The organism is Streptomyces sp. NPDC025618, from assembly GCF_055558795.1.
In genome coordinates this window covers 200,448-225,124 of record NZ_JBVHLW010000008.1, presented here as the reverse complement: position 1 = coordinate 225,124, position 24,677 = coordinate 200,448, and the positions used below count along the sequence as shown (strand labels likewise).

Sequence of the window (24,677 nt, the reverse complement as noted above, 5' to 3'; positions counted from 1 at the left end):
CGGTTACATTCCGAACCCGGAAGCTAAGCCTTTCAGCGCCGATGGTACTGCATGGGGGACCGTGTGGGAGAGTAGGACGCCGCCGAACAAATTTTCAAAAAGCTCCGGCATCTGAACTTCTGTTCAGATGCCGGAGCTTTTTTGTTTTCATGATGAAGTGCGGAGTGTCACTCCTCGTTAACGTCCTGCCGTCACTCTCCCTTCCATGGGGACAGCGGAGAGGCTCACGGCGGCGGGGATCGGTGCGGGGGACGAGGTCGTCGTGCCCTCGTACGCCATGGCAGGAGTCGCCGAAGCGGTGCGGCGAGCCGGCGCCGTGCCCGTCTTCGCGGACATCGACCCGCACAGCCTCTGCCTCGACCCGGCCTCGGTGGCCGCCGCCCTGACGCTGCGTACCGCAGCCGTGATGCCCGTTCATCTCTTCGGCCACCGCGCCGACTTGGCGGGGCTGCGGGCCGTGGCCGCGGACCGGGGGCTGCTCGTCATCGAGTACGAGCCGCCGCGTCCGGTGGACGAGGACACCAGGAGGCGCAGGGAGAACGCGGCTTATCTGAACGCGCGGCTCACCGGCGTGCTGACACCACCCGTGCAGCCCGAACTCCCGCACAGCTACGGCTCGTACGTGGTGCGGGTGCCCGGCAACGGCCGGCCGGACCGGGACGCCTTCGCCCGCGCGCTGCGTGCCCGCCGGGTGCGGTGCCATGTGCCCGTACAGACGCCGGTGCACCGGACCGCCGCGTTCAGGCGGGAGTTGTGGCTCGCGGAGACGGAGCGCGCCGCCGACGAATGCCTCGCGCTGCCCGTGGACGCGTCGACGACACAGCGGGAACTGCACCGGGTGGTCTCCGCGTGCAATGCGCTCGGCGGGCTGCTGAAGGTGGCCGCCTGAGGGAGCGGCCGGGTGGTCAAAAGGACGTGCGAACGTCGGGTATGCTTTATCTCGTTGCCGGCCCCAATAGCTCAGTCGGCAGAGCGTCTCCATGGTAAGGAGAAGGTCTACGGTTCGATTCCGTATTGGGGCTCCATAAAGGAAAGGCCCCCACCATTCGGTGGGGGCCTTTCTGCTGTCCTGACGGACTCACTCCTCGTGCAGGCCGGGAACGCGCATCGCCAGGATCGCCATGTCGTCCGAGGCCGGCTCGGCGGCGAAGCGCTCGACGGCGCGCAGGATGCGGGCGGCGACCGCGCCCGCCGTGAGGCCCGTACAGTTCGACAGGACGTCGCTCAGGCCGTCGTCGCCCAGCATGCGGGTGCCCTCGCGGCGCTCCGTCACGCCGTCCGTGACGCACAGCAGGACGTCGCCCGGGTCGAGGGTGACCGTCTGCTCGTACAGCTCCAGGTCCTCCATGACGCCCAGCAGGGGCTGCGGGTCCGCCGCGGGTTCCACCGTGCCGTCCGGGCGCAGCCGCAGGGGCAGCGGGTGGCCGGCGCAGACGACCTTGAGGATCGCGCTGCCGTCCTCCTGCGGCCACAGCTCGCCGTACAGGAGGGTCAGGAAGCGGCTGCGGGCTCCTTCGTCGAGGATGGCGGCGTTGAGCCGCTCCAGGACCGCCGGGCCGCCGTAGCCCTCGCGGGCGAGGAGGCGCAGCGCGTGCCGGGCGAGGCCGGTGACCGCGGCGGCCTCCGGGCCCGTGCCGCAGACGTCGCCGATCGCGAAGCCGTAGGCGCCGTCGCGGATCGTGAAGAGGTCGTAGAAGTCGCCGCCGACCTCATTGCCCTCGCCGGCCGCGCGGTAGATGACGTCGACCTCGACACCGGCCACGTGGGGCAGCTCCGGCGGCAGCAGGCTGCGCTGGAGGGACTGGCTGATGGCGGTGCGCTCGCTGTAGAGGCGGGCGTTGTCGAGGGCCAGCGCCGCCCGGCGGGAGAGGTCCTCGGCGAGCTCCAGGATCTCCTGGCGGAAGTGGTCGTCGGTGGGCTTGCCGAGCGTGAGCATGCCGATGACGCGGTTGCGGGCCACGAGCGGCAGGACGACCGTCTCGCCGCCGACGGCGGCCGCCGTGGCGAGCGACGTGCTCGGCCCGGCGGTCCGGGTGATGTCGGCCAGCCCGAGGCTGCGCAGGGAGCTGCGCAGCGCCGCGGAGTGGGCGGCCTCGGCGGGCGCCGTCCACACGCGGGCGCCGGGCGTGGGGACGGGCTCCGGCGGCGCGAGCTTGCCGAGGAGGGTCTTGAGGCCGTCGATGCGGTCCTCGTCCTCGTGCAGGACATACGACAGCTCGGGGTCCGAGGCGGGGTCGGCGACGGTGTAGACGGCGCACCACGTGGCCAGCGTCGGCACGGTCATCTGGGCCATCAGGGCCAGCGTCTGGTCGCGGTCCAGGGTGCCCGCGAGCAGATCGGACGCCTCCACGAGGAAGGAGAGCGAACCGCGGCGCAGACGTTCGAGCTCGTTGAGGCGGGCGCGTTCGACGGCGAGGGCGATACGGTCGGCGGCGAACTGGAGCCGCAGGGCCTCTTCGTTGGTGTAGCGTCCGGGAGCCTCGGCGGCGACGCCGAGCGAGCCGGTGAGACGGCCCTCGACCTTGAGGGGGACGGTGACGACGGAGCGCATGCCGGTGTCGGCCAGCAGGGGCACGGCACCGGGGATGACGGCGAGGTCCTCGTGGACCGCGGGCATCCGGGCCGAGCCATAGCGGCCCGTACCCGCCTCGACAGGGACGCGGGCGAAGCGCTGGCGGGCGGAGGGGAGACCGGTGGAGGCGCGGACCTCCAGCTCGGTCTCGTCGTCGGTGGCGAGCAGCAGATAGGCCGCGTCCCCGTCGAGCATGTCGCGGGCGCGCTCGACCGTGCGCTGGAGGAGGCCGTCGAGGTCGTCGGGGGCCGGGGAGCCGATGAAGACCTCGAAGGGGTCCGTGGCGCCGCCGCGCTCGCTCGTACCCGCGTCCACCGAGGGGGTGCGCTGGAGGCTCTGGAGCACCGCGCGCTCGTCCTCCCGCACGAGCAGGCAGACCGTGGAGGGCGCGCCCTCGTTGTCCCGTACGCGCAGGTGGGAGGCGTAGACCGGGGTGATGCGGCCGTCGGCGTCCCTTATGCCGTACGAGCCCTCCCAGCGGGACAGGCGCAGGGCCTCGGCGATGCCGGTGGAGGTGCCGGGGGTGTGCGGCCAGGCGGCGAAGTCCGTCAGCGGCTTGCCGGTGACCTGGTCGGCGGGGAAGCCGAACATCGCCTGGGCGTCGTCGTTCCAGGCGCTGATGACGCCGCCGCGGTCGATCTGGATGACCGCGACGCGGACGCGGGTGTCGGCGAGGGGCAGGGCCTCCGCGGGGAGCGCGGGGCCCGCCGAGCGGGTGCCGGCGGGGCGGTCGGGCAGATCGAGCTGGAACCAGACCTGCTTGTGGGTGCTGCTGTACTCGACGCCCCAGCGGGTCGCCAGCGCCGCGCAGAGCAGCAGGCCGCGGCCGCCCTCCCGGTCGACGCCGCCGAGCCTGCGGGCGGAGCTCTGGAGCGGCAGCTCGCGGTCCGGATAGTGATCGGCGACCTCGACGCGTACGCCGGCGTCCGTGCGCATGCACAGGACGTCGGCGGAGGTGCCGGCGTGGACGACGGCGTTGGTGACGAGTTCGCTGGTCAGGACGACGGCGTCGTCGATGATGTCGGGGAAGCCCCAGCCCTGGAGAGTGTCCCGGACGAAGGCACGGGCGGAGGCGACCGAGCGTCCGACCGGCTCGAAGGTGGCGGCAGCCCGCGCGGTGATCACAGGTCTCCTCGTGTAGGTCTCGGCGATCTGCTCACCCATGTCGCAGCGCCCCTCCATTGCCCTGGCCGGATGCCAGGTTACTTACCCTCACCGCACGGGCGGAGGCCGGTGCGGACGGATTCCACCTTGGGAGTGCCCGCGGACCGTGTGCGATGCTGCCGAACTGTTATGGCCTGGTTGGGCCGGGGTGAAACACTGGGAAAGACTGAAACGGAAGCCCGACGAGGATGATCGAACCCAGCGGGAGGGACACGGTGGAGTCTGGCGCAGCGGCGCGGGGCGTGAGCACGCGCGCGAAGGGCGGACGGTCCCGGGCCAATGGGACGACGGAAGTGGACACGGCGGCCCTGAACCGGCTGCTGTCGGCCCTCTCCGCGATGCGTGACGGGAACTTCCGTAAGCGGCTGACGGTCGCCGGTGACGGCGTGATGGCCGAGATCGCCGCGGTGTTCAACGACGTCGCCGACCGGAACATGCAGCTCACGGGCGAGCTGGCGCGGGTGCGCCGGGTGGTCGGGCGTGAGGGAAAACTCACGGAGCGGCTGGAGGTCGGGGCCTGCGAGGGGGCGTGGGCGGCGGCGATCGACGCGTCCAACGCCCTGGTCGACGATCTCGTCAGGCCGGTCTCCGAGGTGGGCCGGGTGCTGTCGGCGGTGGCCGAGGGCGACCTGGAGCAGCGGATGGACCTGCGGTCGCAGGGGGCGGACGGGGCGGCGCATCCGCTGCGCGGTGAGTTCCTCAAGGTGGGGCGGACCGTCAACGGCCTGGTGGACCAGCTGTCGGCGTTCACCGACGAGGTGACGCGGGTGGCGAGCGAGGTCGGCACCGAGGGCAAGCTGGGCGGGCAGGCCCGGGTGCGCGGGATGTCGGGTTCGTGGAAGGACCTCACGGATTCCGTCAACACCATGGCGTCCCGGCTCACCGCTCAGGTGCGGGACATCGCCCTGGTGACGACGGCGGTCGCGAAGGGCGATCTCTCCCGGAAGGTCACGGTCCATGTGGCCGGGGAGATGCTCGAGCTGAAGAACACCGTGAACACGATGGTCGACCAGCTGTCGTCGTTCGCCTCCGAGGTGACCCGGGTCGCCCGTGAGGTGGGCACGGAGGGCGAGCTGGGCGGTCAGGCGCAGGTGCCCGGTGTGGCGGGCGTCTGGAAGGACCTGACCGACTCCGTCAACCTCATGGCGGGCAATCTGACGGCTCAGGTGCGGGGGATCGCGCAGGTCACCACGGCGGTCGCGAACGGCGACCTGTCGCAGAAGGTGACGGTGAGCGCGCGCGGCGAGGTCGCGCAGCTGGCCGAGACGATCAACCAGATGACGGAGACGCTGCGGACCTTCGCCGACGAGGTCACGCGCGTGGCCAGCGAGGTCGGGGCCGACGGCCTGCTGGGCGGCCAGGCACAGGTGCCGGGTGCCGCGGGCACCTGGAAGGACCTCACCGACTCGGTGAACACGGCCTTCCGCAACGTCACCACGCAGGTGCGGGACATCGCCCAGGTGACGACGGCGGTGGCCAACGGCGATCTCGGCCAGAAGGTCACCGTCGATGTGTCGGGTGAGATGCTGGAGTTGAAGAACACCGTCAACACGATGGTGGACCAGCTCTCCGCGTTCGGCGCCGAAGTGACGCGTGTGGCGCGGGAGATCGGCGTCGAGGGTGAACTCGGCGGTCAGGCGGCGGTTCCGGGCGCGGCGGGCACCTGGAAGGACCTCACCGATTCGGTGAACACCGCCTTCCGCAACCTCACCGGGCAGGTGCGTAACATCGCCCAGGTGACGACCGCGGTGGCCAACGGCGACCTCTCGCAGAAGGTCACCGTCGATGTCTCCGGCGAGATGCTCCAGCTGAAGAACACCGTGAACACCATGGTCGACCAGCTGTCCTCGTTCGCCGACCAGGTGACCCGGATGGCCCGCGACGTGGGCACCGAGGGCCGGCTCGGCGGGCAGGCCCGGGTGGACGGCGTCAGCGGCACCTGGAAGGAGCTCACCGACTCGGTCAACTTCATGGCCGGGAACCTCACTTCGCAGGTCCGCCAGATCGCGCAGGTGACGACGGCCGTCGCGCGTGGCGACCTGTCGCAGAAGATCGACGTGGATGCCCGGGGCGAGATCCTGGAGCTGAAGAACACCATCAACACGATGGTCGACCAGCTCTCCGCCTTCGCCGAGCAGGTCACCAGGGTCGCCCGCGAGGTCGGTACGGACGGCCGGCTCGGCGGTCAGGCGCAGGTGCCGGGCGTGGCCGGGGTGTGGCGCGATCTGACGGACTCCGTCAACGGCATGGCGGGGAACCTGACCGCCCAGGTGCGCAACATCGCCGGCGTCGCCACCGCGGTGGCCCGGGGTGACCTGTCGCAGAAGATCGACGTGGACGCCCGGGGCGAGATCCTGGAGCTGAAGAACACCCTCAACACGATGGTGGACCAGCTCTCCTCGTTCGCGGACCAGGTCACGCGCGTGGCCCGGGAGGTGGGCACCGAGGGCATCCTCGGCGGCCAGGCGGAGGTGCAGGGGGTCTCCGGCACCTGGAAGGACCTCACCCAGTCCGTCAACTTCATGGCGAACAACCTCACCTCCCAGGTGCGCAACATCGCCGAGGTGACGACGGCGGTCGCCAAGGGCGACCTCTCGAAGAAGATCACGGTCGACGCGAAGGGCGAGATCCTCGAACTGGTCACCACCGTGAACACGATGGTGGACCAGCTGTCGGACTTCGCCGAGCAGGTCACGCGCGTGGCCCGGGAGGTGGGCACCGAGGGGCAGCTGGGCGGCCAGGCGCGGGTGCGGGACGTCACCGGCATCTGGAAGGACCTCAGCGACAACGTCAACCTGATGGCCAACAACCTCACCAGTCAGGTCCGCAACATCTCGCAGGTCGCGGCCGCGGTCGCCAACGGTGACCTGACCAAGAAGGTGACCGTCGAGGCGCGCGGCGAGGTCGCGCAGCTGGCCGACACCGTCAACACCATGGTGACGACGCTGTCCTCCTTCGCGGACGAGGTCACGCGCGTGGCCCGCGAGGTCGGCACCGACGGCATCCTCGGAGGCCAGGCGCGGGTGCTGGGCGTCAGCGGGACCTGGAAGGACCTCACCGAGTCCGTGAACTCGATGGCGTCCAACCTGACCGGCCAGGTCCGCAACATCGCGATGGTGACCACCGCCATCGCCCAGGGCGATCTGACCAAGAAGATCGACATCGACGCGCGCGGTGAGATCCTCCAGCTCAAGACCACCATCAACACCATGGTCGACCAGCTGTCGTCCTTCGCGGACCAGGTGACCCGGGTGGCCCGCGAGGTGGGTACGGAGGGCCAGCTCGGCGGTCAGGCGCGGGTGCGCGACGTGGACGGCACCTGGCGCGATCTCACCGAGTCGGTGAACGAGATGGCCGGGAACCTCACCCGGCAGGTCCGGGCCATCGCCGAGGTCGCCACCGCGGTGACCCGCGGCGATCTCAACCTCAAGATCGACGTGGACGCGGCCGGCGAGATCTTGGAGCTCCAGGACAACATCAACACGATGATCGCCAACCTCCGCGAGACCACGCTCGCCAACAAGGAGCAGGACTGGCTCAAGGGCAACCTCGCCCGGATCTCCGGCCTGATGCAGGGCCGCCGCGATCTGGAGGACGTCGCCGGGCTGATCATGAGCGAGCTGACGCCGGTGGTCTCGGCCCAGCACGGCGCGTTCTTCCTGGCCATGCCCACGGGCGGTCAGCCGGACGAGGGCGAGGACGCGTACGAGCTCCGGATGCTCGGCTCCTACGGCTACTCGATGGGCTCGATGCCCACCTCCTTCCGGCCGGGCGAGACGCTCATCGGCACCGCCGCGCAGGAGAAGCGGACGATCCTGGTGGAGAACGTCCCACCGGGCTATCTGAAGATCGCCTCTGGTCTGGGGGGGGCGCCACCCGCGCATGTGATCGTGCTGCCGGTGCTGTTCGAGGGGCAGGTCCTCGGCGTGATCGAGCTGGCGTCCTTCCAGCCGTTCGCGCAGATCCAGAAGGACTTCCTCAACCAGATCGCCGAGATGATCGGCACGAGCGTCAACACCATCAGCGTCAACACCAAGACCGAGGTGCTGCTCAAGCAGTCGCAGGAGCTGACCGAGCAACTGCGCGAGCGGTCGGCGGAGTTGGAGAACCGGCAGAAGGCGCTGGAGATCTCCAACGCCGAGCTGGAGGAGAAGTCCGAGCGACTGGCCCGGCAGAACCGCGACATCGAGGTCAAGAACACCGAGATCGAGGAGGCCCGGCAGGTCCTGGAGGAGCGCGCCGAGCAGCTCGCCGTCTCGATGCGCTACAAGTCCGAGTTCCTGGCCAACATGTCGCACGAGCTGCGCACGCCGCTCAACTCGCTGCTGATCCTCGCCAAGCTGCTCGCCGACAACGCGGAGGGCAACCTCTCGCCGAAGCAGGTGGAGTTCGCGGAGACCATCCACGGCGCGGGCTCGGACCTGCTCCAGCTCATCAACGACATCCTGGACCTGTCGAAGGTCGAGGCGGGCAAGATGGACGTCAGCCCGACCCGTATCGCCCTGGTGCAGCTCGTCGACTACGTGGAGGCGACCTTCCGGCCGCTGACGGCGGAGAAGGGGCTCGACTTCTCCGTACGGGTCTCGCCGGAGCTCCCGGCGACGCTGCACACGGACGAACAGCGACTGCTCCAGGTGCTGCGCAACCTCCTGTCCAACGCGGTGAAGTTCACCGACACCGGCGCGGTCGAGCTCGTCATCCGCCCGGCCGGCGGGGATGTGCCGGACAGCATCCGGGAGCAGCTGCTGGAGGCGGGCTCGCTGCGGGACGCCGACGGTGACGTGATCGCCTTCTCGGTGACGGACACCGGCATCGGCATCGCGGCGAGCAAGATGCGGGTGATCTTCGAGGCGTTCAAGCAGGCGGACGGCACCACCAGCCGTAAGTACGGCGGTACGGGCCTCGGGCTGTCCATCAGCCGGGAGATCGCCAGGCTGCTCGGCGGTGAGATCCACGCGGCGAGCGAGCCGGGCCGTGGCTCCACCTTCACCCTCTACCTCCCGCTCAACACGGGTGAGCTGCCGCCTCAGGGCTATCCGCAGCTCACGCCGGGCACCCACGGTCTCGCCGCGGCGGAGCCGGTGGGCGGCGCGGGCGACCACGCGGCCCCGTCGGCGGCCGAGCCCGCGCGCGGTGCGGCCGGGCTCTTCCTGCGCCGCCAGCGCGCCGCACAGGCGGCGCAGCAGTGGCCCGCGCTGGGCGCGCCCGGGGCCGCCCCGGCAGCGGCGGCCCAGCCGTCGTCGGTCCCGGAGGAGGACTCCTGGCCGAACGAACCGAGTGGTGACGCAGAGCAACCGTCGAGCCACGGATTCGGCAAGGGCTTCGGAGGCACCTTCCACGGCGAGAAGGTGCTGATCGTCGACGACGACATCCGCAATGTGTTCGCGCTCACGAGCGTCCTGGAACAGCACGGTCTGTCGGTGCTCTACGCGGAGAACGGCCGCGAGGGGATCGAGGTCCTGGAGCAGCACGACGACGTCGTGGTGGTCCTGATGGACATCATGATGCCGGAGATGGACGGCTACGCCACGACGGCGGCGATCCGCAGGATGCCGCAGTTCGCGGGCCTGCCCATCATCGCGCTGACGGCCAAGGCGATGAAGGGCGACCGGGAGAAGAGCATCGACGCCGGGGCTTCCGACTACGTCACCAAGCCGGTCGATACGGATCATCTGCTGACGGTGATGGAGCAGTGGATGCGCGGTGAGTGACGGGTAACCGGACTGTTCCTGACCACCTGTTGACAGACTGTGGCCGAAGACGTGTGGGAGCACGGGATTCGGGGAACCTTCTGGTCCCCCACCACGTTTCCGCTACGTGCACAGTGACATCGTGGTGACAGGGTGTGGCGACCGGCAGGGTGCGGCTACCATGACCGGCACAAGGACGGGCGGCGCAAGGGAGTCGTCCCCTGGGGCGGCGCCCGGTGCTTCCCCCGGCTCTTCGAGCTGGGGAGACCCCAAGCCGGGACGAGGAGGACGGGGCATGGTTCAGAAGGCCAAGATCCTCCTGGTCGATGACCGGCCGGAAAATCTGCTGGCGCTGGAGGCGATCCTCTCGGCGCTCGATCAGACACTGGTACGGGCATCGTCAGGGGAGGAAGCGCTCAAGGCGCTGCTGACGGACGACTTCGCAGTGATCCTGCTGGATGTCCAGATGCCTGGCATGGACGGTTTCGAGACCGCCGCGCACATCAAGCGGCGGGAGCGGACCCGTGACATCCCGATCATCTTCCTCACCGCCATCAACCACGGCCCGCACCACACCTTCCGCGGGTACGCGGCGGGTGCCGTGGACTACATCTCCAAGCCGTTCGACCCCTGGGTGCTGCGCGCCAAGGTGTCGGTCTTCGTCGAGCTGTACATGAAGAACTGCCAGCTGCGCGAGCAGGCCGCCCTGTTGCGCCTCCAGCTGGAGAGCGGGCAGGGCCGGGCCGGCGCGGCGGCGCCCCAGGAGCCCGCGGGGCTGCTCGCCGAGCTCTCCGCGCGCCTCGCCGCCGTGGAGGAGCAGGCCGAGGCGCTCACCAAGCAGCTCGACGAGTCCGCCGACGCCGCGGCCGTCGCCACCGCGGCCCACCTGGAGCGCAAACTCACCGGCCTGCGGCGGGCGCTGGACGCCCTGGAGCCCGGCACCGGCAGCGGCGCCAGCCCGCTCCCCTCGCCCAGCTGACCCCCTGACGCCGCGTCACCCTCGGCGCCGCCGGAGCGCGACACGAATGGGTGAACGCATAGGCGCGGGTGTCCCTCACGTCCGTCGACGGTAACCTCGGCACCATGGCCTCACGTACGTCCGGCAAGGGTTCCCAGAGCACGGCGGGCAACTCGAAGCAGCGCGCCGGACGCCCCGGGAGCGCTGCCAAGAAGGCGCCCGCGAAGAAAGCGGCGCCCAAGCCCGCGGGCAAGGCGCCCGCCAAGAAGGCGGCAGCGCCGCGCAAGGCGCCCGCCAAGAAGGCCGTCGCCAAGAAGGCGGCGCCCAAGCGCGCGCCGTCCGCCACCGGTGGCGTCTACCGCCTCGTCAGGGCCGTATGGCTCGGCGTGGCGCACGCCGTCGGCGCGCTCTTCCGCGGCGTCGGCCGGGGGGCGAAGAACCTCGACCCGGCACACCGCAAGGACGGCCAGGCGCTGCTGCTCCTCGGCCTCGCCCTGATCATCGCCGCGGGCACCTGGTCCAACCTCCAGGGTCCGGTCGGCGAGCTCGTGCAGATGCTCATCACCGGCGCGTTCGGCCGCCTCGACCTCGTCGTCCCGATACTCCTCGGCGTCATCGCGATCCGGCTGATCCGCCATCCGGAACGGCCCGAGGCCAACGGGCGAATCGTGATCGGCCTGTCGGCGCTGGTGATCGGCGTCCTCGGGCAGGTCCACGTGGCCTGCGGCTCGCCGGGCCGGGGCGACGGCGAGGAGGCCCTGCGCAACGCCGGCGGCCTGATCGGCTGGGTCGCCGCCGAGCCCCTGATCGTCACGGTCGGCGAGGTGCTGGCCGTCCCGCTGCTCGTCCTGCTCACCGTCTTCGGCCTGCTGGTGGTCACGGCCACCCCGGTCAACACCATCCCCCAGCGGCTGCGCGGGCTGGGGATCCGGCTCGGGGTGATCGAGCCCCTGCCGGGGGAGTACGAGGCCGAGCCGGAGTACGCGGAGTACGACGACGAGTGGCGCGAGGCCCCGGCCAGGCGGCCCCGCCGCGCCGCCGCGGCCCCCGTGGACGTGGAGAGCGCCGAGGAGGAGGCCCTCGGCAAGCGCCGTCGGCCGCGCGCCGTGCAGCCCCCCGCGGACCGGCCGCTGGACGCCATCGACGTGGCCGCCGCGGCCGCCGCCTCGCTGGACGGGGCGGTGCTCCACGGGGTGCAGCCGTCGCCGCTCGTCGCCGGGCTCAGCAGCGGCATCTCCACCGAGCGGGACTCGGGGACGGAGCACGTCCCGCAGGCCGGCGCCGAGCGGTCCGGCGCGGTGCCGGGCGCGCGCGGCACCGGCGAGAAGGCCGCTGCCGGGGCGGGGAAGCCCGCGGGCGTCCCGGACCTCACCAAGGCCGCGCCCGAGCCTACGCAGGGGCTGCCCGCCCGTGCCGAGCAGCTCCAGCTGTCCGGCGACATCACCTACTCACTGCCGTCGCTGGAGCTGCTGGAGCGCGGCGGCCCGGGGAAGGCCCGCAGCGCGGCCAACGACGCCATAGTGGCCGCCCTGACCAATGTGTTCGCCGAGTTCAAGGTCGACGCGGCCGTCACCGGCTTCACCCGCGGCCCGACGGTCACCCGCTACGAGGTCGAGCTGGGCCCGGCCGTCAAGGTCGAGCGGATCACCGCGCTCGCCAAGAACATCGCCTACGCCGTCGCCAGCCCGGACGTACGGATCATCAGCCCGATCCCCGGCAAGTCCGCGGTCGGCATCGAGATCCCCAACACCGACCGCGAGATGGTCAATCTCGGCGACGTGCTGCGGCTGGCCGACGCCGCCGGTGACGAGCACCCGATGCTCGTCGCGCTGGGCAAGGACGTCGAGGGCGGCTATGTGATGGCCAATCTGACGAAGATGCCGCACATCCTGGTCGCCGGGGCCACCGGCTCCGGAAAGTCGTCCTGCATCAACTGCCTGATCACGTCGGTGATGATCCGGGCGACCCCGGACGACGTGCGCATGGTCCTGATCGACCCCAAGCGCGTCGAGCTGACGGCCTACGAGGGCATCCCGCACCTGATCACGCCGATCATCACCAACCCCAAGCGGGCCGCGGAGGCCCTCCAGTGGGTCGTCCGCGAGATGGACCTGCGCTACGACGACCTGGCGGCGTTCGGCTTCCGGCACATCGACGACTTCAACGCGGCCGTGCGCAACGGCAAGGTCAAGCCCCCGGAGGGCAGCGGCCGCGACCTCTCGCCGTACCCGTACCTCCTGGTGATCGTCGACGAGCTCGCGGACCTGATGATGGTCGCCCCGCGGGACGTCGAGGACTCGATCGTCCGCATCACCCAGCTCGCGCGGGCCGCCGGCATCCACCTCGTGCTCGCCACCCAGCGGCCGTCCGTCGATGTCGTCACCGGCCTGATCAAGGCGAACGTGCCCTCCAGGCTCGCCTTCGCCACCTCCTCGCTCGCCGACAGCCGGGTCATCCTCGACCAGCCGGGCGCCGAGAAGCTGATCGGCAAGGGCGACAGCCTCTTCCTGCCGATGGGGGCGGGCAAGCCAGTCCGCATGCAGGGCGCCTTCGTGACGGAGGCGGAGGTCGCGGGGGTCGTCCAGCACTGCAAGGACCAGATGGCGCCCGTCTTCCGCGACGACGTCACGGTCGGCACCGCGAAGAAGAAGGAGATCGACGAGGACATCGGCGACGACCTGGACCTGCTGTGCCAGGCGGCCGAGCTGGTCGTCTCCACGCAGTTCGGCTCCACCTCGATGCTCCAGCGGAAACTGCGTGTGGGATTCGCGAAGGCGGGCAGACTCATGGATCTGATGGAGTCGCGCAACATCGTGGGCCCGAGTGAGGGTTCCAAGGCCCGCGACGTGCTGGTCAAGCCGGACGAGCTGGACGCGGTGCTCACGGTGATCCGTGGCGGCGGGGGGTCCTAGCCGGTGCGGGGCGCCTTCGGGCCGGCGACGGCGTCGCCCACCGGAGGCCCGGAACCCCCCGGAAGAGGAGCCGGCCGACCGTTTCCCTCGGCTGTGCGCCGAGTTGAGGAGAGGGGGGCGGGCCGATGTCCCACCATCGGCGTCCGAGAGTCATCTGATGGCGTACAAAGTCCGTCTTTCCGCTTGCCCGATGATTTCGCGTCCCCCCTAGACTGAACCTCCAGCAGGTGGCTACACGCTCGAAAGGCGCTCTCGTGTCCATCGGCAACTCTCCCGCGGACGATGTTCCCGACGTTCCCGCGGACGACGACCGGCCCTCCATCGGCCAGGCCCTCCAGCAGGCCCGTACCAGCGCAGGACTGACCGTCGAAGAGGTCAGTTCGACCACCCGAGTGCGCATTCCGATCGTCCACGCCATCGAACAGGACGACTTCTCGCGCTGCGGTGGCCACGTCTACGCCCGAGGACATATCCGCGTGCTGGCCGGCACCGTCGGCCTGGACCCGGCGGAGCTGCTCGCGCGGTACGCCGCGCAGTACGGCGGGCGCCCCGCGCCGACCCCCGCGGCGCCGCTGTTCGACGCCGAGCGCATCCGGCCGGAGCCCCGGCGGCCCAACTGGACGGCCGCCATGGTCGCCGCGATCGTCGCCGTCGTCGGCTTCGTGGGATTCACCCTCTTCAACGGCGGCGCGAAGAGCTCGGGCGACTCGGTCGCCGCCGACTCGCCCTCCGCCAAGCCTCCGGCGTCCCCGAGCGCGAAGGCCCAGCCCGCCAAGCCCGCCGACCCCAAGCCCGAGCAGTCCGAGAGCGCCATCGCCGGCGTTCCCGCCAACATGGTCACCGTCAAGCTCACCGGCCAGAACGGCCAGACCTGGATGTCCGCCAAGGACCACAACGGCAAGCTGCTGGAAGAGGGCGTGCTCAAGCAGGGCGACTCCAAGACCTTCACCGACAACAAGCGCATCGACCTGGTGCTGGGCAACGCCGGAGCCGTCCAGCTCTTCGTGAACGGCAAGCAGGTGAAGAACCTGCCGGACGACGGCAAGGTCCAGCGGCTGAGCTACACCAGGGGAGACCCGGTCGCGGGCTGAGGCACGGGCCGGGCGGCCGCCCGCCGGGGCCCGCGCGGGGCGGAAGGCGCCGGCGGGAGAGGGCGCGGCGCGCCGCCGGGTGACCATCCTCTCGGTACTCGTCGCCACTCGGCAGCGGATGCGGCTCCGGGACAAAGTAGGCTGAGCCCTATGCCCGAACGCCGTACCGTCGCTCTTGTCACACTTGGCTGCGCCCGTAACGAGGTGGACTCGGAGGAGCTGGCAGGCCGCTTGGCGGCGGATGGCTGGGACCTCGTCGAGGACGCCGCCGACGCCGATGTGGCCGTAGTCAACACCTGTGGTTTCGTCGAGGCCGCCAAGAAGGACTCCGTCGACGCCCTCCTCGAAGCAAACGATCTCAAGACCGCGTCCTCCGACGGCCGTGGCGGCCGCACCCAGGCCGTGGTCGCCGTCGGCTGCATGGCCGAGCGGTACGGCAAGGAGCTGGCCGAGGCGCTGCCCGAGGCCGACGGCGTGCTCGGCTTCGACGACTACGCCGACATCTCCGACCGCCTCCAGACCATCCTCTCCGGTGGCGTCCACGCCTCCCACACCCCGCGCGACCGGCGCAAGCTGCTGCCGATCAGCCCCGCCGAGCGGCAGACCGCCGCCGTGGCGCTGCCCGGTCACGCGCAGGGCGGGAGCGACCAGGCGCCCGCCGAGGAGCCGCCGGCCGACCTCCCGGAGGGCGTCGCCCCGGCCTCCGGCCCGCGCGCGCCGCTGCGCCGCAGGCTCGGCAGCAGCCCCGTCGCCTCGGTGAAGCTCGCCTCCGGCTGCGACCGCCGGTGCTCCTTCTGCGCCATCCCCTCCTTCCGCGGCTCCTTCATCTCCCGCCGGCCCTCCGACGTGCTGGGCGAGACGCGCTGGCTCGCGGAGCAGGGCGTGAAGGAGATCATGCTGGTCTCCGAGAACAACACCTCCTACGGCAAGGACCTGGGCGACATCCGCCTGCTGGAGACGCTGCTGCCGGAGCTCGCGGCCGTGGACGGCCTGGAGCGCGTCCGCGTCAGCTACCTCCAGCCCGCGGAGATGCGGCCCGGCCTGATCGACGTGCTGACCTCGACGGACAAGGTCGCGCCGTACTTCGACCTGTCCTTCCAGCACTCCGCGCCCGGTGTGCTGCGCGCGATGCGCCGCTTCGGCGACACCGACCGCTTCCTGGAGCTGCTCGACCAGATCCGCTCCAAGGCCCCGCAGGCGGGCGCCCGCTCCAACTTCATCGTCGGCTTCCCCGGGGAGACCGAGGAGGACGTGGCCGAGCTGGAGCGCTTCCTGTCCGGTGCGCGCCTGGACGCGATCGGGGTCTTCGGTTACTCCGACGAGGACGGCACCGAGGCCGCCACCTACGAGGACAAGCTTGACCCGGAGGTGGTCGCGGAGCGGCTGGAGCGCGTCTCCCGGCTGGCCGAGGAGCTGACCGCGCAGCGCGCGGAGGAGCGGCTCGGAGAGACCATGGAAGTACTCGTCGACCGGATCGACGAGGAGGACGGCGTGCTCGGCCGGGCCGCCCACCAGGCGCCCGAGACGGACGGACAGGTGCGGCTGGTCACCGACCGGGAGTTCGCTCCCGGCAGCATGGTGGTGGCCAAGGTGGTGGCGACCGAGGGCGTGGATCTCGTCGCCGAGCCCCTGGGCGACGGAGGGTGTACCGAGGAGGCGGCCAGATGACCGGAATCCCGGCCTCCGCAGCTGGAGGCCATGCCCCGGCCTCCGTGAGGCGGCCGGCGAGATTGTGGAACATCGCCAACATCCTCACCATGGTGCGGCTTCTGCTCGTGCCCGGCTTCGTGTTGTTGATGCTCCACAACGGCGGTCATGACCCGGTCTGGCGCTCGTTCGCCTGGGCCGCGTTCGCCGTCGCCATGATCACGGATCTGTTCGACGGCCACCTGGCCCGGATGTACAACCTGGTCACCGACTTCGGCAAGATCGCCGACCCGATCGCCGACAAGGCGATCATGGGCGCGGCGCTGATCTGCCTGTCCGGCCTGGGCGACCTGCCGTGGTGGGTCACCGGCCTGATCCTCTTCCGCGAGATCGGCATCACGCTGATGCGCTTCTGGGTGATCAAGCACGGGGTCATCCCGGCCAGCCGGGGCGGCAAGATGAAGACGCTCGCCCAGGGCGTGGCCGTGGGGATGTACGTCCTCATGCTCACCGGGCCGTTGGCCACTGCCCGCTTCTGGGTGATGGCGGTGGCCGTGGCGTTGACCGTGCTCACCGGGCTCGACTACGTGCGTCAGGCCGTGGTGCTGCGCAGAGCCGGGCTGGCCGCCCAGCTCGAACGGGCCGGCCGGGACGCCGTGCGATGAGCGCGGCCACGGACGGCGTCCGCGAGACGGCCGCCGCGGTCCTTGCCGCCCTGGAGGAGCGCGGACTGACGGTCGCGGCCGCCGAATCGCTCACCGGCGGCCTGGTCTCGGCCTGGCTGACCGAGGCGCCGGGCGCCTCCCGCGCGGTGCGCGGCTCGGTCACCGCCTACGCCTCCGAGGTGAAGCGCGACGTCCTGGGTGTGGACGGCGAACTGCTCGCCGAGCGCGGGGCCGTCGACCCGGACGTGGCACGGCAGATGGCCGGCGGCGTACGGGCGTTGCTCGGTGCCGACTGGGGCACGGCGACGACCGGGGTCGCCGGGCCGGAGCCGCAGGACGGACGGCCGGTCGGTACGGTGTTCGTCGCCACCGCGGGGCCCGGGGGCCGCTCGGCCACCAGGGAACTGGCCCTGACCGGTGACCGTTCGCGGATCCGTGAGGAAAGCGTGCGGACGGTACTGGAACTGCTGCTGGGCGAACTGACAGAAAACGTGGGCGCAAAGGATACGGAACACAACGGGGGGAATTGATGTTTGCAGCCCTGAGTGAACACGACATAGCTCCCCGCACGGCCGGAGCCCGAGGCGGTACGGTGGGGCGTGAAGGATCCGGATTCGCGGTCCAAGGAGGGAGCCACCGATGATTTTGCTCCGTCGCCTGCTGGGTGACGTGCTGCGTCGGCAGCGCCAGCGCCAGGGCCGCACTCTGCGCGAGGTCTCCTCTTCCGCCCGGGTCTCGCTCGGTTACCTCTCCGAGGTCGAGCGGGGGCAGAAAGAGGCGTCCTCCGAGCTTCTCTCCGCAATCTGCGACGCTCTGGACGTACGGATGTCCGAGGTCATGCGCGAGGTGAGTGACGAATTGTCGCTCGCCGAGCTGGCGCAGTCGGCGGCGGCGAGCGAGCCGGTACCCGCGCCGATGCGGCCCATGTTCAATTCGATGTCCGTGACGTCCGTGGCGGGCGTCCCGGGAGAGCGCGTGACGATCAAGGCTCCCGCGGAGGCCGTCGACGTGGTGGCGGCCTGAGGGAGTACGGGACGGCGTTCGTTCAAGAAACGTTTCCCATCGGAGATCCCGGTCAGGAGTCTGACCGGGATCTCCGCGTTTCCGGCCCCATCGGCACCTTTGTGCGATGGTGGAGAAACGGGGAGCAATCCGAACGGAACTGGACGACTAGCAGCCCGAACAGGAGAAGCGGATGTCTGTTGTGAAGAGCCCGCTGTCCGAGCAGGACCGGAAGATCGTGGGTGATGCCCTCCAGGGTGCCCTGGTCGATCTGGTGGATCTCTCCCTCGTGGCCAAGCAGGTCCACTGGACCGTGGTGGGACCGCGCTTCCGTTCGGTCCACCTCCAGCTGGACGAGGTCGTCGCCAGCGCCCGCGGGCACGCCGACACCGTCGCCGAGCGCGCCTCGGCGCTGGGGGTGGCACCGGACGGGCGCGCGGCGACCGTCGCCAAGACGAGCGGCATCGGCGCCGTGGGCGACGGCTGGAACAAGGACACCGCGGCGGTGCAGACCCTGGTCGACGCCCTGCACGCCGTGATCACCCGGATGCGGGAGCGCATCGCGGACACGGCGGACCCCGATCCGGTCACCCAGGACATCCTCATCGGCCTGACCGGGGACCTGGAGAAGCACCACTGGATGTTCCAGGCGGAGAACGCCTGAGCGCCCTGACCGCCCGCTGAGGCCCTTCCGGCCCCGGTGGCGTGCGCCGGGCGGGCACGCTTCCCTGGAGGCATGGACGAGCACACCGTGGGGCGCCTCACGGACGAACTGGTGGTGGTCTCGGGCCTCGACCGGACGACGGCCGGTGCCTTCGTCCGGCGGGTGCACCAGGAGGGCACCCGCGAAGGCGAGCAGCGGATGCTCGTCGAACTGCACCGGCGCGACCACCGGATCACGGAGCTGGAGCGCGAGCTCGAGCGCCTGCGCGGTGGCCTGCCCGGCTGAGGGGTCCGGCGCCCGAGGCGCGTACGCCCCGTGTACGCCGCCGGTCCCCGGTGCGCTCTGCCCGGCCCGGGGCGGCCGGTCTACCGTCGCCCGAAGGAGGCAGCCATGGTCCGGCATGACTTCTGGGACGGGATACGGCGCGGCACCGGCGGACGGTGCCGTTCGCGGGGGCCGGCCGGCTGGGCGGCGGCGGTGGTCCTCGGCGGGGTGTGGTGGTGCGCGGCGTTGCGGTTGTTCGCACAGCCGGAGCGGGCAGGTCCGGTGGAGGGCCTGGTCGTCGCGGGCGGCTGGGGGCTCAGCCTGCTGCCCGTGCACTGCGTGCCCTGGACCCGCCGCCCGCCGCGGGGCCCGGTGCGGCGGCTCGTCGCCCGGGTGTGGCGGGGTGCGGAGAACCGCTGACGGAGCCGGGCCGCTTCACTCGTTCGGGTTAATGCGCGGTGCCGGCTGGCAGTGCGGACACCAGTAGGTGGGGCGCTCCTGTCCGGGCGGCCCCTGAGCGGCGGAGCGCAGGAGCGTGCCACAGCGGCGGCACGGCTGGTCGGCGCGCCCGTACACCCACAGCTGGCGGCCGGGACGGTGGTCGGCGGTGGTGATGCGCGCGGGCCGGGCCTTGTTGGCCTCCAGGAACTTCTTCGCGAGCGCCATCAGCCGCTCCGGGGCGGGGACGCGCGAGACGGGGAGCCACGGCGAGATCCGCAGGACGAAGCACAGTTCGGATTTGTAGACATTGCCGACCCCGGCGAGATTGCGCTGATCGAGCAGCGCCTCCCCGACGGAGCGCGCGGGATCGGCGAGGAGCCTTCGCAGGGCCTCCTGCGGATCCCAGTCGGGGCCCAGGAGATCCGGGCCGAGGTGACCGACGGCGGCGGACTCGTCGGCGGTGCGCAGCAGTTCCAGGACGGGGAGGCGGTAGCCCACCGCTGTGTGCTCGGCGTTGGCCAGCACGGCGCGGATCTGGTGCCGCGCGCCGCGCCAGACGTGCCCGGCGGCGTAGACCCGCCAGGCGCCGTCCATCTGCAGGTGCGAATGGAGCGTGAGGCCGCCCTCGACGCGCGTGAGCAGGTGCTTGCCGCGCGGCACGACCTCGATGACGCGACGGCCGGTGAGGTCGACGGTGGCGAGCTTGGGCACGCGCAGGTCGGAGCGGATGAGCGGGCGGTCCGCGAGGGCCTGGTGCAGGGTGCGGGCGGTGCGCCAGACCGTGTCTCCTTCGGGCATGCCGCCATGATGCCGTCACCGGCCCCGGCCGGGGGCCGTGACCCGGTCAGGGCGCGCGCAGCCGCAGCCCGCGCGGTGTGGCGTGGAAGCCCGCCGTCTCCAGCAGCGCCCCCAGGGGGGACGAGAGCGCCGGGGAGCCGTTGACGCGCTCGACGGTGACGGTGCCCAGCGCGCCCGCGCGTGCCGCTTCGGCCAGGGCCGTCGCGGCCTCGGCGAGCCCCGGGTCGTCCGGCTCCGCCGCCTCGGCGCCCTCCTCCTGGGGCCACGCCAGCAGGGTCTTGCCGCCGCGCTCCACATAGAGCGTCAGCGCACCGTCGACGAGCACGACCAGCGAGCCGGCCTTGCGCCCGGGCTTGTGGGTCGAGCCGGCGGGCGGCTCGGGCCAGGGGAGCGCGGCGCCGAACGCGTTGGCGGGGTCGGCGGCGGCGAGGACGACCGCCCGGCGGCGCGCGCCCTTGCGGGCGGCCGCGTCACCCCACGGGGCTTCGGGGGCGTCACCGCCCGTCCGCTCGCGTGCCGTGCCGATGGCCCGCAGCCGGTCGACCGCGCCCTCCATGGCGAACTGCGCGGCGCCCAGGCCCTCGACGACGTAACCCCGGCGGGCCTGCCCGCTCTCCTCGAAGGCGGACAGCACGCGATAGGCGGCGGAGAAACCGCCCTCCACGCCCTCGGCCGCCACCGCTCCCCGCGTCACCACACCGTGCCGGTCGAGGAGCGTACGGGCGAGGGCGTGGGCCCGGTGCGTCGGCTCCGGCTCGCGCGGGGGCAGCAGGGACCAGCGGCCCGCCACCGTGGGAGGCCCGCTACGCGATGCCGTGGGTGCCGTCGCGAGGGCCACCCGGCCGGTGAAGGACCCGTAACGCCCGCGCGGCGCGGCGCGCTTGGCGCGGTGCGCGGTGGAACCCGCCGTCCTGCCCGAGCCCAGGAGAGCGCGGAGCGGGGCGAGGGTGTCGTTCGTGAGCCGGCCGGACCAGACGAGGTCCCACACGGCTTCGGCGATCTGCGGATCCGTGCTGCCCGGGTCCACCGCCCTTACCCGGTCGGCGATCTGACGGAAGAACAGGCCATAACCCCCCGACAGGGCGTCGAGCACGGCCTGGTGCACGGGGGAGAGTTCCAGCGGATGCGGAGCGGGCAGCAGCAGGGGAGCCGCGTCCGCGAGCAGCAGCGAGACCCAGCCATCCTTGCCCGGCAGGGCACCCGCGCCGGCCCACACGACGTCACCCGCGGCGGTGAGCTCGTCGAGCATGGTGGGGGAGAAGTCCGACACCCGGGCGGGCAGCACCAGCTTCTCCAGGGCGGAGGCCGGCACCGGCGCGCCCTGCAACTGCTCGATCGTGCGCACCAGCCCGTCGACACCGCGCAGGCTGTGCGTGCCGACGTGCTGCCACTGGGGCAGGAAGGAAGCCAGCGTCCGGGGCGGCACCGGCTCCAGCTCGTGCCGGAGCGCGGCCAGCGAGCGGCGCCGCAGCCGGCGCAGGACCGTGGCGTCGCACCACTCCTGGCCGATGCCGGAGGGGTGGAACTCGCCTTGGACGACACGGCCGTTCGCGGCGAGCCGCTGCAACGCGCCGTCGGTGACGGCCGGGCCGAGCCCGAAGCGGGCGGCCGCCTGCGGGGAGGTGAACGGGCCGTGCGTACGGGCGAAGCGGGCGAGGAGGTCGCCGAGCGGATCCTTGACCGGCTCGGTGAACGCCTCGGGGACACCGACCGGCAGCGCGGTGCCCAAGGCGTCCCGCAGCCGCCCGGCGTCCTCGACGGCCGCCCAGTGGTCCTGCGCGGCGATCCGGACGCGGATCGCCCGGCGCGCGGCCGCCAGCTCCTCCGCCCACTGCGGCTCCGCGCCCCGCGCGGCCAGCTCGGGCCCGGTGAGCGGGCCGAGGATGCGCAGCAGGTCGGCGACGCTTTCGGCGTCCTTGGCCCGGCGCTCCTCGGTCAGCCACTGGAGCTCGCGCTCCAGCTCGGTGAGGACGTCCGCGTCGAGCAGCTCGCGCAGCTCGGCCTGGCCCAGCAGCTCGGCGAGGAGCCGGGAGTCCAGCGAGAGGGCCGCGGCCCGGCGCTCCGCGAGCGGGGAGTCGCCCTCGTAGAGGAACTGCGCGACGTAGCCGAACAGCAGCGAGCGGGCGAACGGGGAGGGCTCCGCGGTGGTCACCTCCACCAGGCGGACGCGGCGGGCCTCGATGTCGCCCATCAGCTCCGTCAGGCCGGGGACGTCGAACACGTCCTGAAGGCACTCGCGGACGGCTTCCAGGATGATCGGGAACGACCCGAACTCCCCGGCGACCTGGAGCAGCTGGGAGGCCCGCTGACGCTGCTGCCACAGCGGGGTGCGCTTGCCCGGGTCGCGGCGGGGCAGCAGCAGGGCGCGGGCGGCGCACTCGCGGAACCGGGAGGCGAACAGCGCGGAGCCGCCCACCTGATCGGTCACGATCTGGCTGATCTCGCCCTTGTCGAAGGTGACGTCGGCGGCGCCCACCGGGGAACGGTCTGCGTCGTACTCCATGCCGCGCAGGGACGGGTCGGCGTCGAGCAGGCCGAGGTCCATCAGCTCGGCGTCCGGCAGGCGCAGCACGATGCCGTCGTCGGCGTGCATCACCTGGGCGTCCATGCCGTACCGCTCCGTCAGCCGCGCGGCCAGGGCCAGCGCCCAGGGGGCGTGCACCTGGGCGCCGAACGGTGAGTGGACGACGACGCGCCAGTCGCCCAGCTCGTCACGGAACCGCTCCACGACGACGGTCCGGTCGTCCGGCACATGCCCGCAGATCTCGCGCTGCTCGGCGAGATAGGACAGGACGTTCTCCGCGGCCCAGGTGTCCAGGCCCGCCGCGGTGAGCCGCTCACGGGCGGCGTCGGGCGCCAGGCCGCCGATCTCGCGCAGGAACGCGCCGAGCGCGCGGCCCAGTTCGAGCGGGCGGCCCAGCTGGTCGCCCTTCCAGAACGGCAGCCGGCCGGGGACGCCCGGCGCGGGGCTCACCAGGACCCGGTCGCGGGTGATGTCCTCGATGCGCCAGGAGGTGGTGCCGAGGGTGAAGACGTCGCCCACCCGCGACTCGTACACCATCTCCTCGTCCAGCTCCCCGACGCGGCCGCCGCCCTTCTTCGGGTCGGCGCCCGCCAGGAAGACACCGAACAGACCGCGGTCGGGAATGGTGCCGCCCGAGGTGACGGCGAGCCGCTGCGCCCCGGGACGGCCGGTGACCGTACCGGCCATCCGGTCCCACACGAGGCGGGGCCGCAGCTCGGCGAAGGCGTCGGACGGATAGCGCCCGGCGAGCATGTCCAGCACCGACGTATAGGCGGATTCGGGCAGGGCGGCGAAGGGGGCCGCCCGCCGCACCACGGCCAGCAGCTCCTGCACGTCCCAGGTGTCCATGGACACCATGGCGACGATCTGCTGGGCCAGCACGTCCAGTGGATTGGCGGGGACGCGCAGCGCCTCGATGGCCCCCTCGCGCATCCGCTCCGTCACCACGGCCGCCTGCACCAGATCGCCCCGGTACTTCGGGAAGACCACGCCGGTGGAGACCGCACCGACCTGGTGGCCGGCCCGGCCGACCCGCTGGAGGCCGGAGGCGACCGACGGCGGGGACTCGACCTGCACGACCAGGTCGACCGCGCCCATGTCGATGCCCAGCTCCAGGCTGGACGTGGCGACGACGGCGGGGAGGCGGCCCGCCTTGAGATCCTCCTCCACCAGCGCCCGCTGCTCCTTGGAGACCGAGCCGTGGTGCGCGCGGGCGAGCAGCGGGGGCGCGCCCCTGGCGGCACCGGACTCGGCCATCAGCTCGGCCGGGGAGTGGTGCTCGGGCAGGGGCTCGCCCGTGGCGCGCTCGTAGGCGATCTCGTTGAGCCGGTTGCACAACCGCTCGGCCAGGCGGCGGGAGTTGGCGAAGACGATGGTCGAGCGGTGGGCCTGGACGAGGTCGGCGATGCGCTCCTCGACGTGGGGCCAGATCGACGCCTTCTCCCTGCCGTCGCCGCCCTCCTGGGCGGGTGAACCGCCCAGCTCCCCGAGATCCTCCACCGGGACGACCACCGAGAGGTCGAACTCCTTGCCGGACGACGGCTGGACGATCTCCACCCTGCGCTGTGGCGAGAGATAGCGGGCCACCTCGTCGACCGGCCGGACCGTCGCGGACAGGCCGATGCGCCGGGCGGGACGAGGCAGGAGGGTGTCGAGGCGCTCCAGGGACAGGGCCAGATGCGCGCCGCGCTTGGTGCCCGCGACCGCGTGCACCTCGTCCAGGATGACGGTCTCCACCCCGGCTAGGGCGTCCCGCGCGGCGGACGTGAGCATCAGGAACAGCGACTCGGGAGTGGTGATCAGGATGTCCGGCGGCCGGTTGACCATCGCCCGCCGCTCGGTGGCCGGGGTGTCACCGGAGCGGATGCCCACCCGGATCTCCGGCTCGGGCACGCCCAGCCGGACGGACTCCTGCCGGATCCCCGTGAGCGGACTGCGCAGATTCCGCTCGACGTCGACGGCGAGGGCCTTGAGCGGGGACACATAGAGCACCCGGCAGCGCTTCTTCGGCTCCGCGGGCGGCGGCGTGCTCGCCAGCCGGTCGAGTGAGGCGAGGAAGGCGGCCAGCGTCTTGCCGGAGCCCGTCGGGGCCACCACGAGCACGTCGGAACCCTCGCCGATCGCCCGCCAGGCACCACTCTGCGCCGTCGTGGGCGCCGTGAACGCCCCCGTGAACCAGGCACGTGTCGCGGGGGAGAACCCCGTGAGGGCCTCCGCCGGGTCGCCCACCGCTTCGGCCGCTCGGCCGGCCGCACTGTCGTCCGCCATGCCCACCATCGTGCACC

At 71.9% G+C, this 24,677-nt stretch carries 15 protein-coding genes, 1 tRNA gene and 1 rRNA gene; 14 read left to right on the top strand and 3 right to left on the bottom strand.

What is annotated here, in order from left to right:
* The 3 genes from rrf to ACZ4A5_RS11070 form a co-directional block, all read left to right on the top strand.
* Nucleotides 1–88: ribosomal RNA gene (gene rrf / locus ACZ4A5_RS11080) — 5S ribosomal RNA — on the top strand; the annotation flags it as partial.
* A gap of 117 nt (nucleotides 89–205) precedes the next feature.
* Nucleotides 206–889, top strand: coding sequence for a DegT/DnrJ/EryC1/StrS family aminotransferase (locus ACZ4A5_RS11075; RefSeq protein WP_467581223.1), 684 nt, complete (start codon nucleotides 206–208; stop codon nucleotides 887–889).
* A 60-nt stretch (nucleotides 890–949) separates the two neighbouring features.
* Nucleotides 950–1,025: transfer RNA gene (locus ACZ4A5_RS11070), tRNA-Thr, on the top strand.
* Between the two features lie 53 nt (nucleotides 1,026–1,078).
* Here ACZ4A5_RS11070 and ACZ4A5_RS11065 read toward each other — a convergent pair.
* Nucleotides 1,079–3,697 (bottom strand): SpoIIE family protein phosphatase, encoded by a 2,619-nt coding sequence (locus ACZ4A5_RS11065; RefSeq protein ID WP_467581263.1) that lies wholly within the window; start codon nucleotides 3,695–3,697, stop codon nucleotides 1,079–1,081.
* 254 nt (nucleotides 3,698–3,951) lie between these two features.
* Between ACZ4A5_RS11065 and ACZ4A5_RS11060 the strand changes: the two genes are divergently transcribed.
* From ACZ4A5_RS11060 to ACZ4A5_RS11010, 11 genes are all read left to right on the top strand, one after another.
* The gene (locus tag ACZ4A5_RS11060) at nucleotides 3,952–9,447 is read left to right on the top strand and encodes a HAMP domain-containing protein (protein WP_467581220.1); all 5,496 of its coding nucleotides are present in this window, start codon (nucleotides 3,952–3,954) and stop codon (nucleotides 9,445–9,447) included.
* Between the two features lie 274 nt (nucleotides 9,448–9,721).
* Nucleotides 9,722–10,405 (top strand): response regulator, encoded by a 684-nt coding sequence (locus ACZ4A5_RS11055; protein WP_467581217.1) that lies wholly within the window; start codon nucleotides 9,722–9,724, stop codon nucleotides 10,403–10,405.
* Between the two features lie 104 nt (nucleotides 10,406–10,509).
* Nucleotides 10,510–13,296 carry a DNA translocase FtsK gene (locus ACZ4A5_RS11050; RefSeq protein ID WP_467581215.1) on the top strand — a complete coding sequence of 929 codons (2,787 nt, stop codon included), beginning with the start codon at nucleotides 10,510–10,512 and terminating at the stop codon, nucleotides 13,294–13,296.
* A gap of 254 nt (nucleotides 13,297–13,550) precedes the next feature.
* Nucleotides 13,551–14,387, top strand: coding sequence for a helix-turn-helix domain-containing protein (locus ACZ4A5_RS11045; protein WP_398875077.1), 837 nt, complete (start codon nucleotides 13,551–13,553; stop codon nucleotides 14,385–14,387).
* Between the two features lie 150 nt (nucleotides 14,388–14,537).
* A complete protein-coding gene (gene rimO / locus ACZ4A5_RS11040) occupies nucleotides 14,538–16,055 on the top strand; it encodes a 30S ribosomal protein S12 methylthiotransferase RimO (protein ID WP_467581210.1) in 1,518 nt (505 codons plus the stop codon).
* Nucleotides 16,052–16,699 (top strand): CDP-diacylglycerol--glycerol-3-phosphate 3-phosphatidyltransferase, encoded by a 648-nt coding sequence (gene pgsA / locus ACZ4A5_RS11035; protein ID WP_467581208.1) that lies wholly within the window; start codon nucleotides 16,052–16,054, stop codon nucleotides 16,697–16,699. The genes rimO and pgsA overlap by 4 nt, the downstream gene beginning before the upstream one ends.
* Nucleotides 16,696–17,229 carry a CinA family protein gene (locus ACZ4A5_RS11030; protein WP_467581205.1) on the top strand — a complete coding sequence of 178 codons (534 nt, stop codon included), beginning with the start codon at nucleotides 16,696–16,698 and terminating at the stop codon, nucleotides 17,227–17,229. Before pgsA ends, ACZ4A5_RS11030 begins: the two co-directional genes overlap by 4 nt.
* Before the next feature lie 109 nt (nucleotides 17,230–17,338).
* Entirely contained in the window at nucleotides 17,339–17,722 is a 384-nt protein-coding gene (locus ACZ4A5_RS11025) for a helix-turn-helix domain-containing protein (protein WP_467581202.1), read from the top strand.
* Between the two features lie 172 nt (nucleotides 17,723–17,894).
* Complete coding sequence (locus tag ACZ4A5_RS11020; RefSeq protein WP_467581199.1) at nucleotides 17,895–18,365, top strand: Dps family protein; 471 nt, start codon at nucleotides 17,895–17,897, stop codon at nucleotides 18,363–18,365.
* 72 nt (nucleotides 18,366–18,437) lie between these two features.
* Entirely contained in the window at nucleotides 18,438–18,650 is a 213-nt protein-coding gene (locus ACZ4A5_RS11015; protein WP_467581196.1) for a hypothetical protein, read from the top strand.
* A 105-nt stretch (nucleotides 18,651–18,755) separates the two neighbouring features.
* A complete protein-coding gene (locus tag ACZ4A5_RS11010; RefSeq protein ID WP_467581193.1) occupies nucleotides 18,756–19,049 on the top strand; it encodes a hypothetical protein in 294 nt (97 codons plus the stop codon).
* 15 nt (nucleotides 19,050–19,064) lie between these two features.
* On the opposite strand, the gene ACZ4A5_RS11005 is transcribed toward ACZ4A5_RS11010, so the two are convergent.
* Together ACZ4A5_RS11005 and ACZ4A5_RS11000 are read right to left on the bottom strand one after the other, a co-directional pair.
* Entirely contained in the window at nucleotides 19,065–19,868 is an 804-nt protein-coding gene (locus tag ACZ4A5_RS11005) for a DNA-formamidopyrimidine glycosylase family protein (RefSeq protein WP_467581190.1), read from the bottom strand.
* Nucleotides 19,869–19,914: 46 nt separating this feature from the next.
* Nucleotides 19,915–24,660, bottom strand: coding sequence for an ATP-dependent helicase (locus ACZ4A5_RS11000; protein ID WP_467581188.1), 4,746 nt, complete (start codon nucleotides 24,658–24,660; stop codon nucleotides 19,915–19,917).
* Between the last annotated feature and the right edge of the window lie 17 nt (nucleotides 24,661–24,677).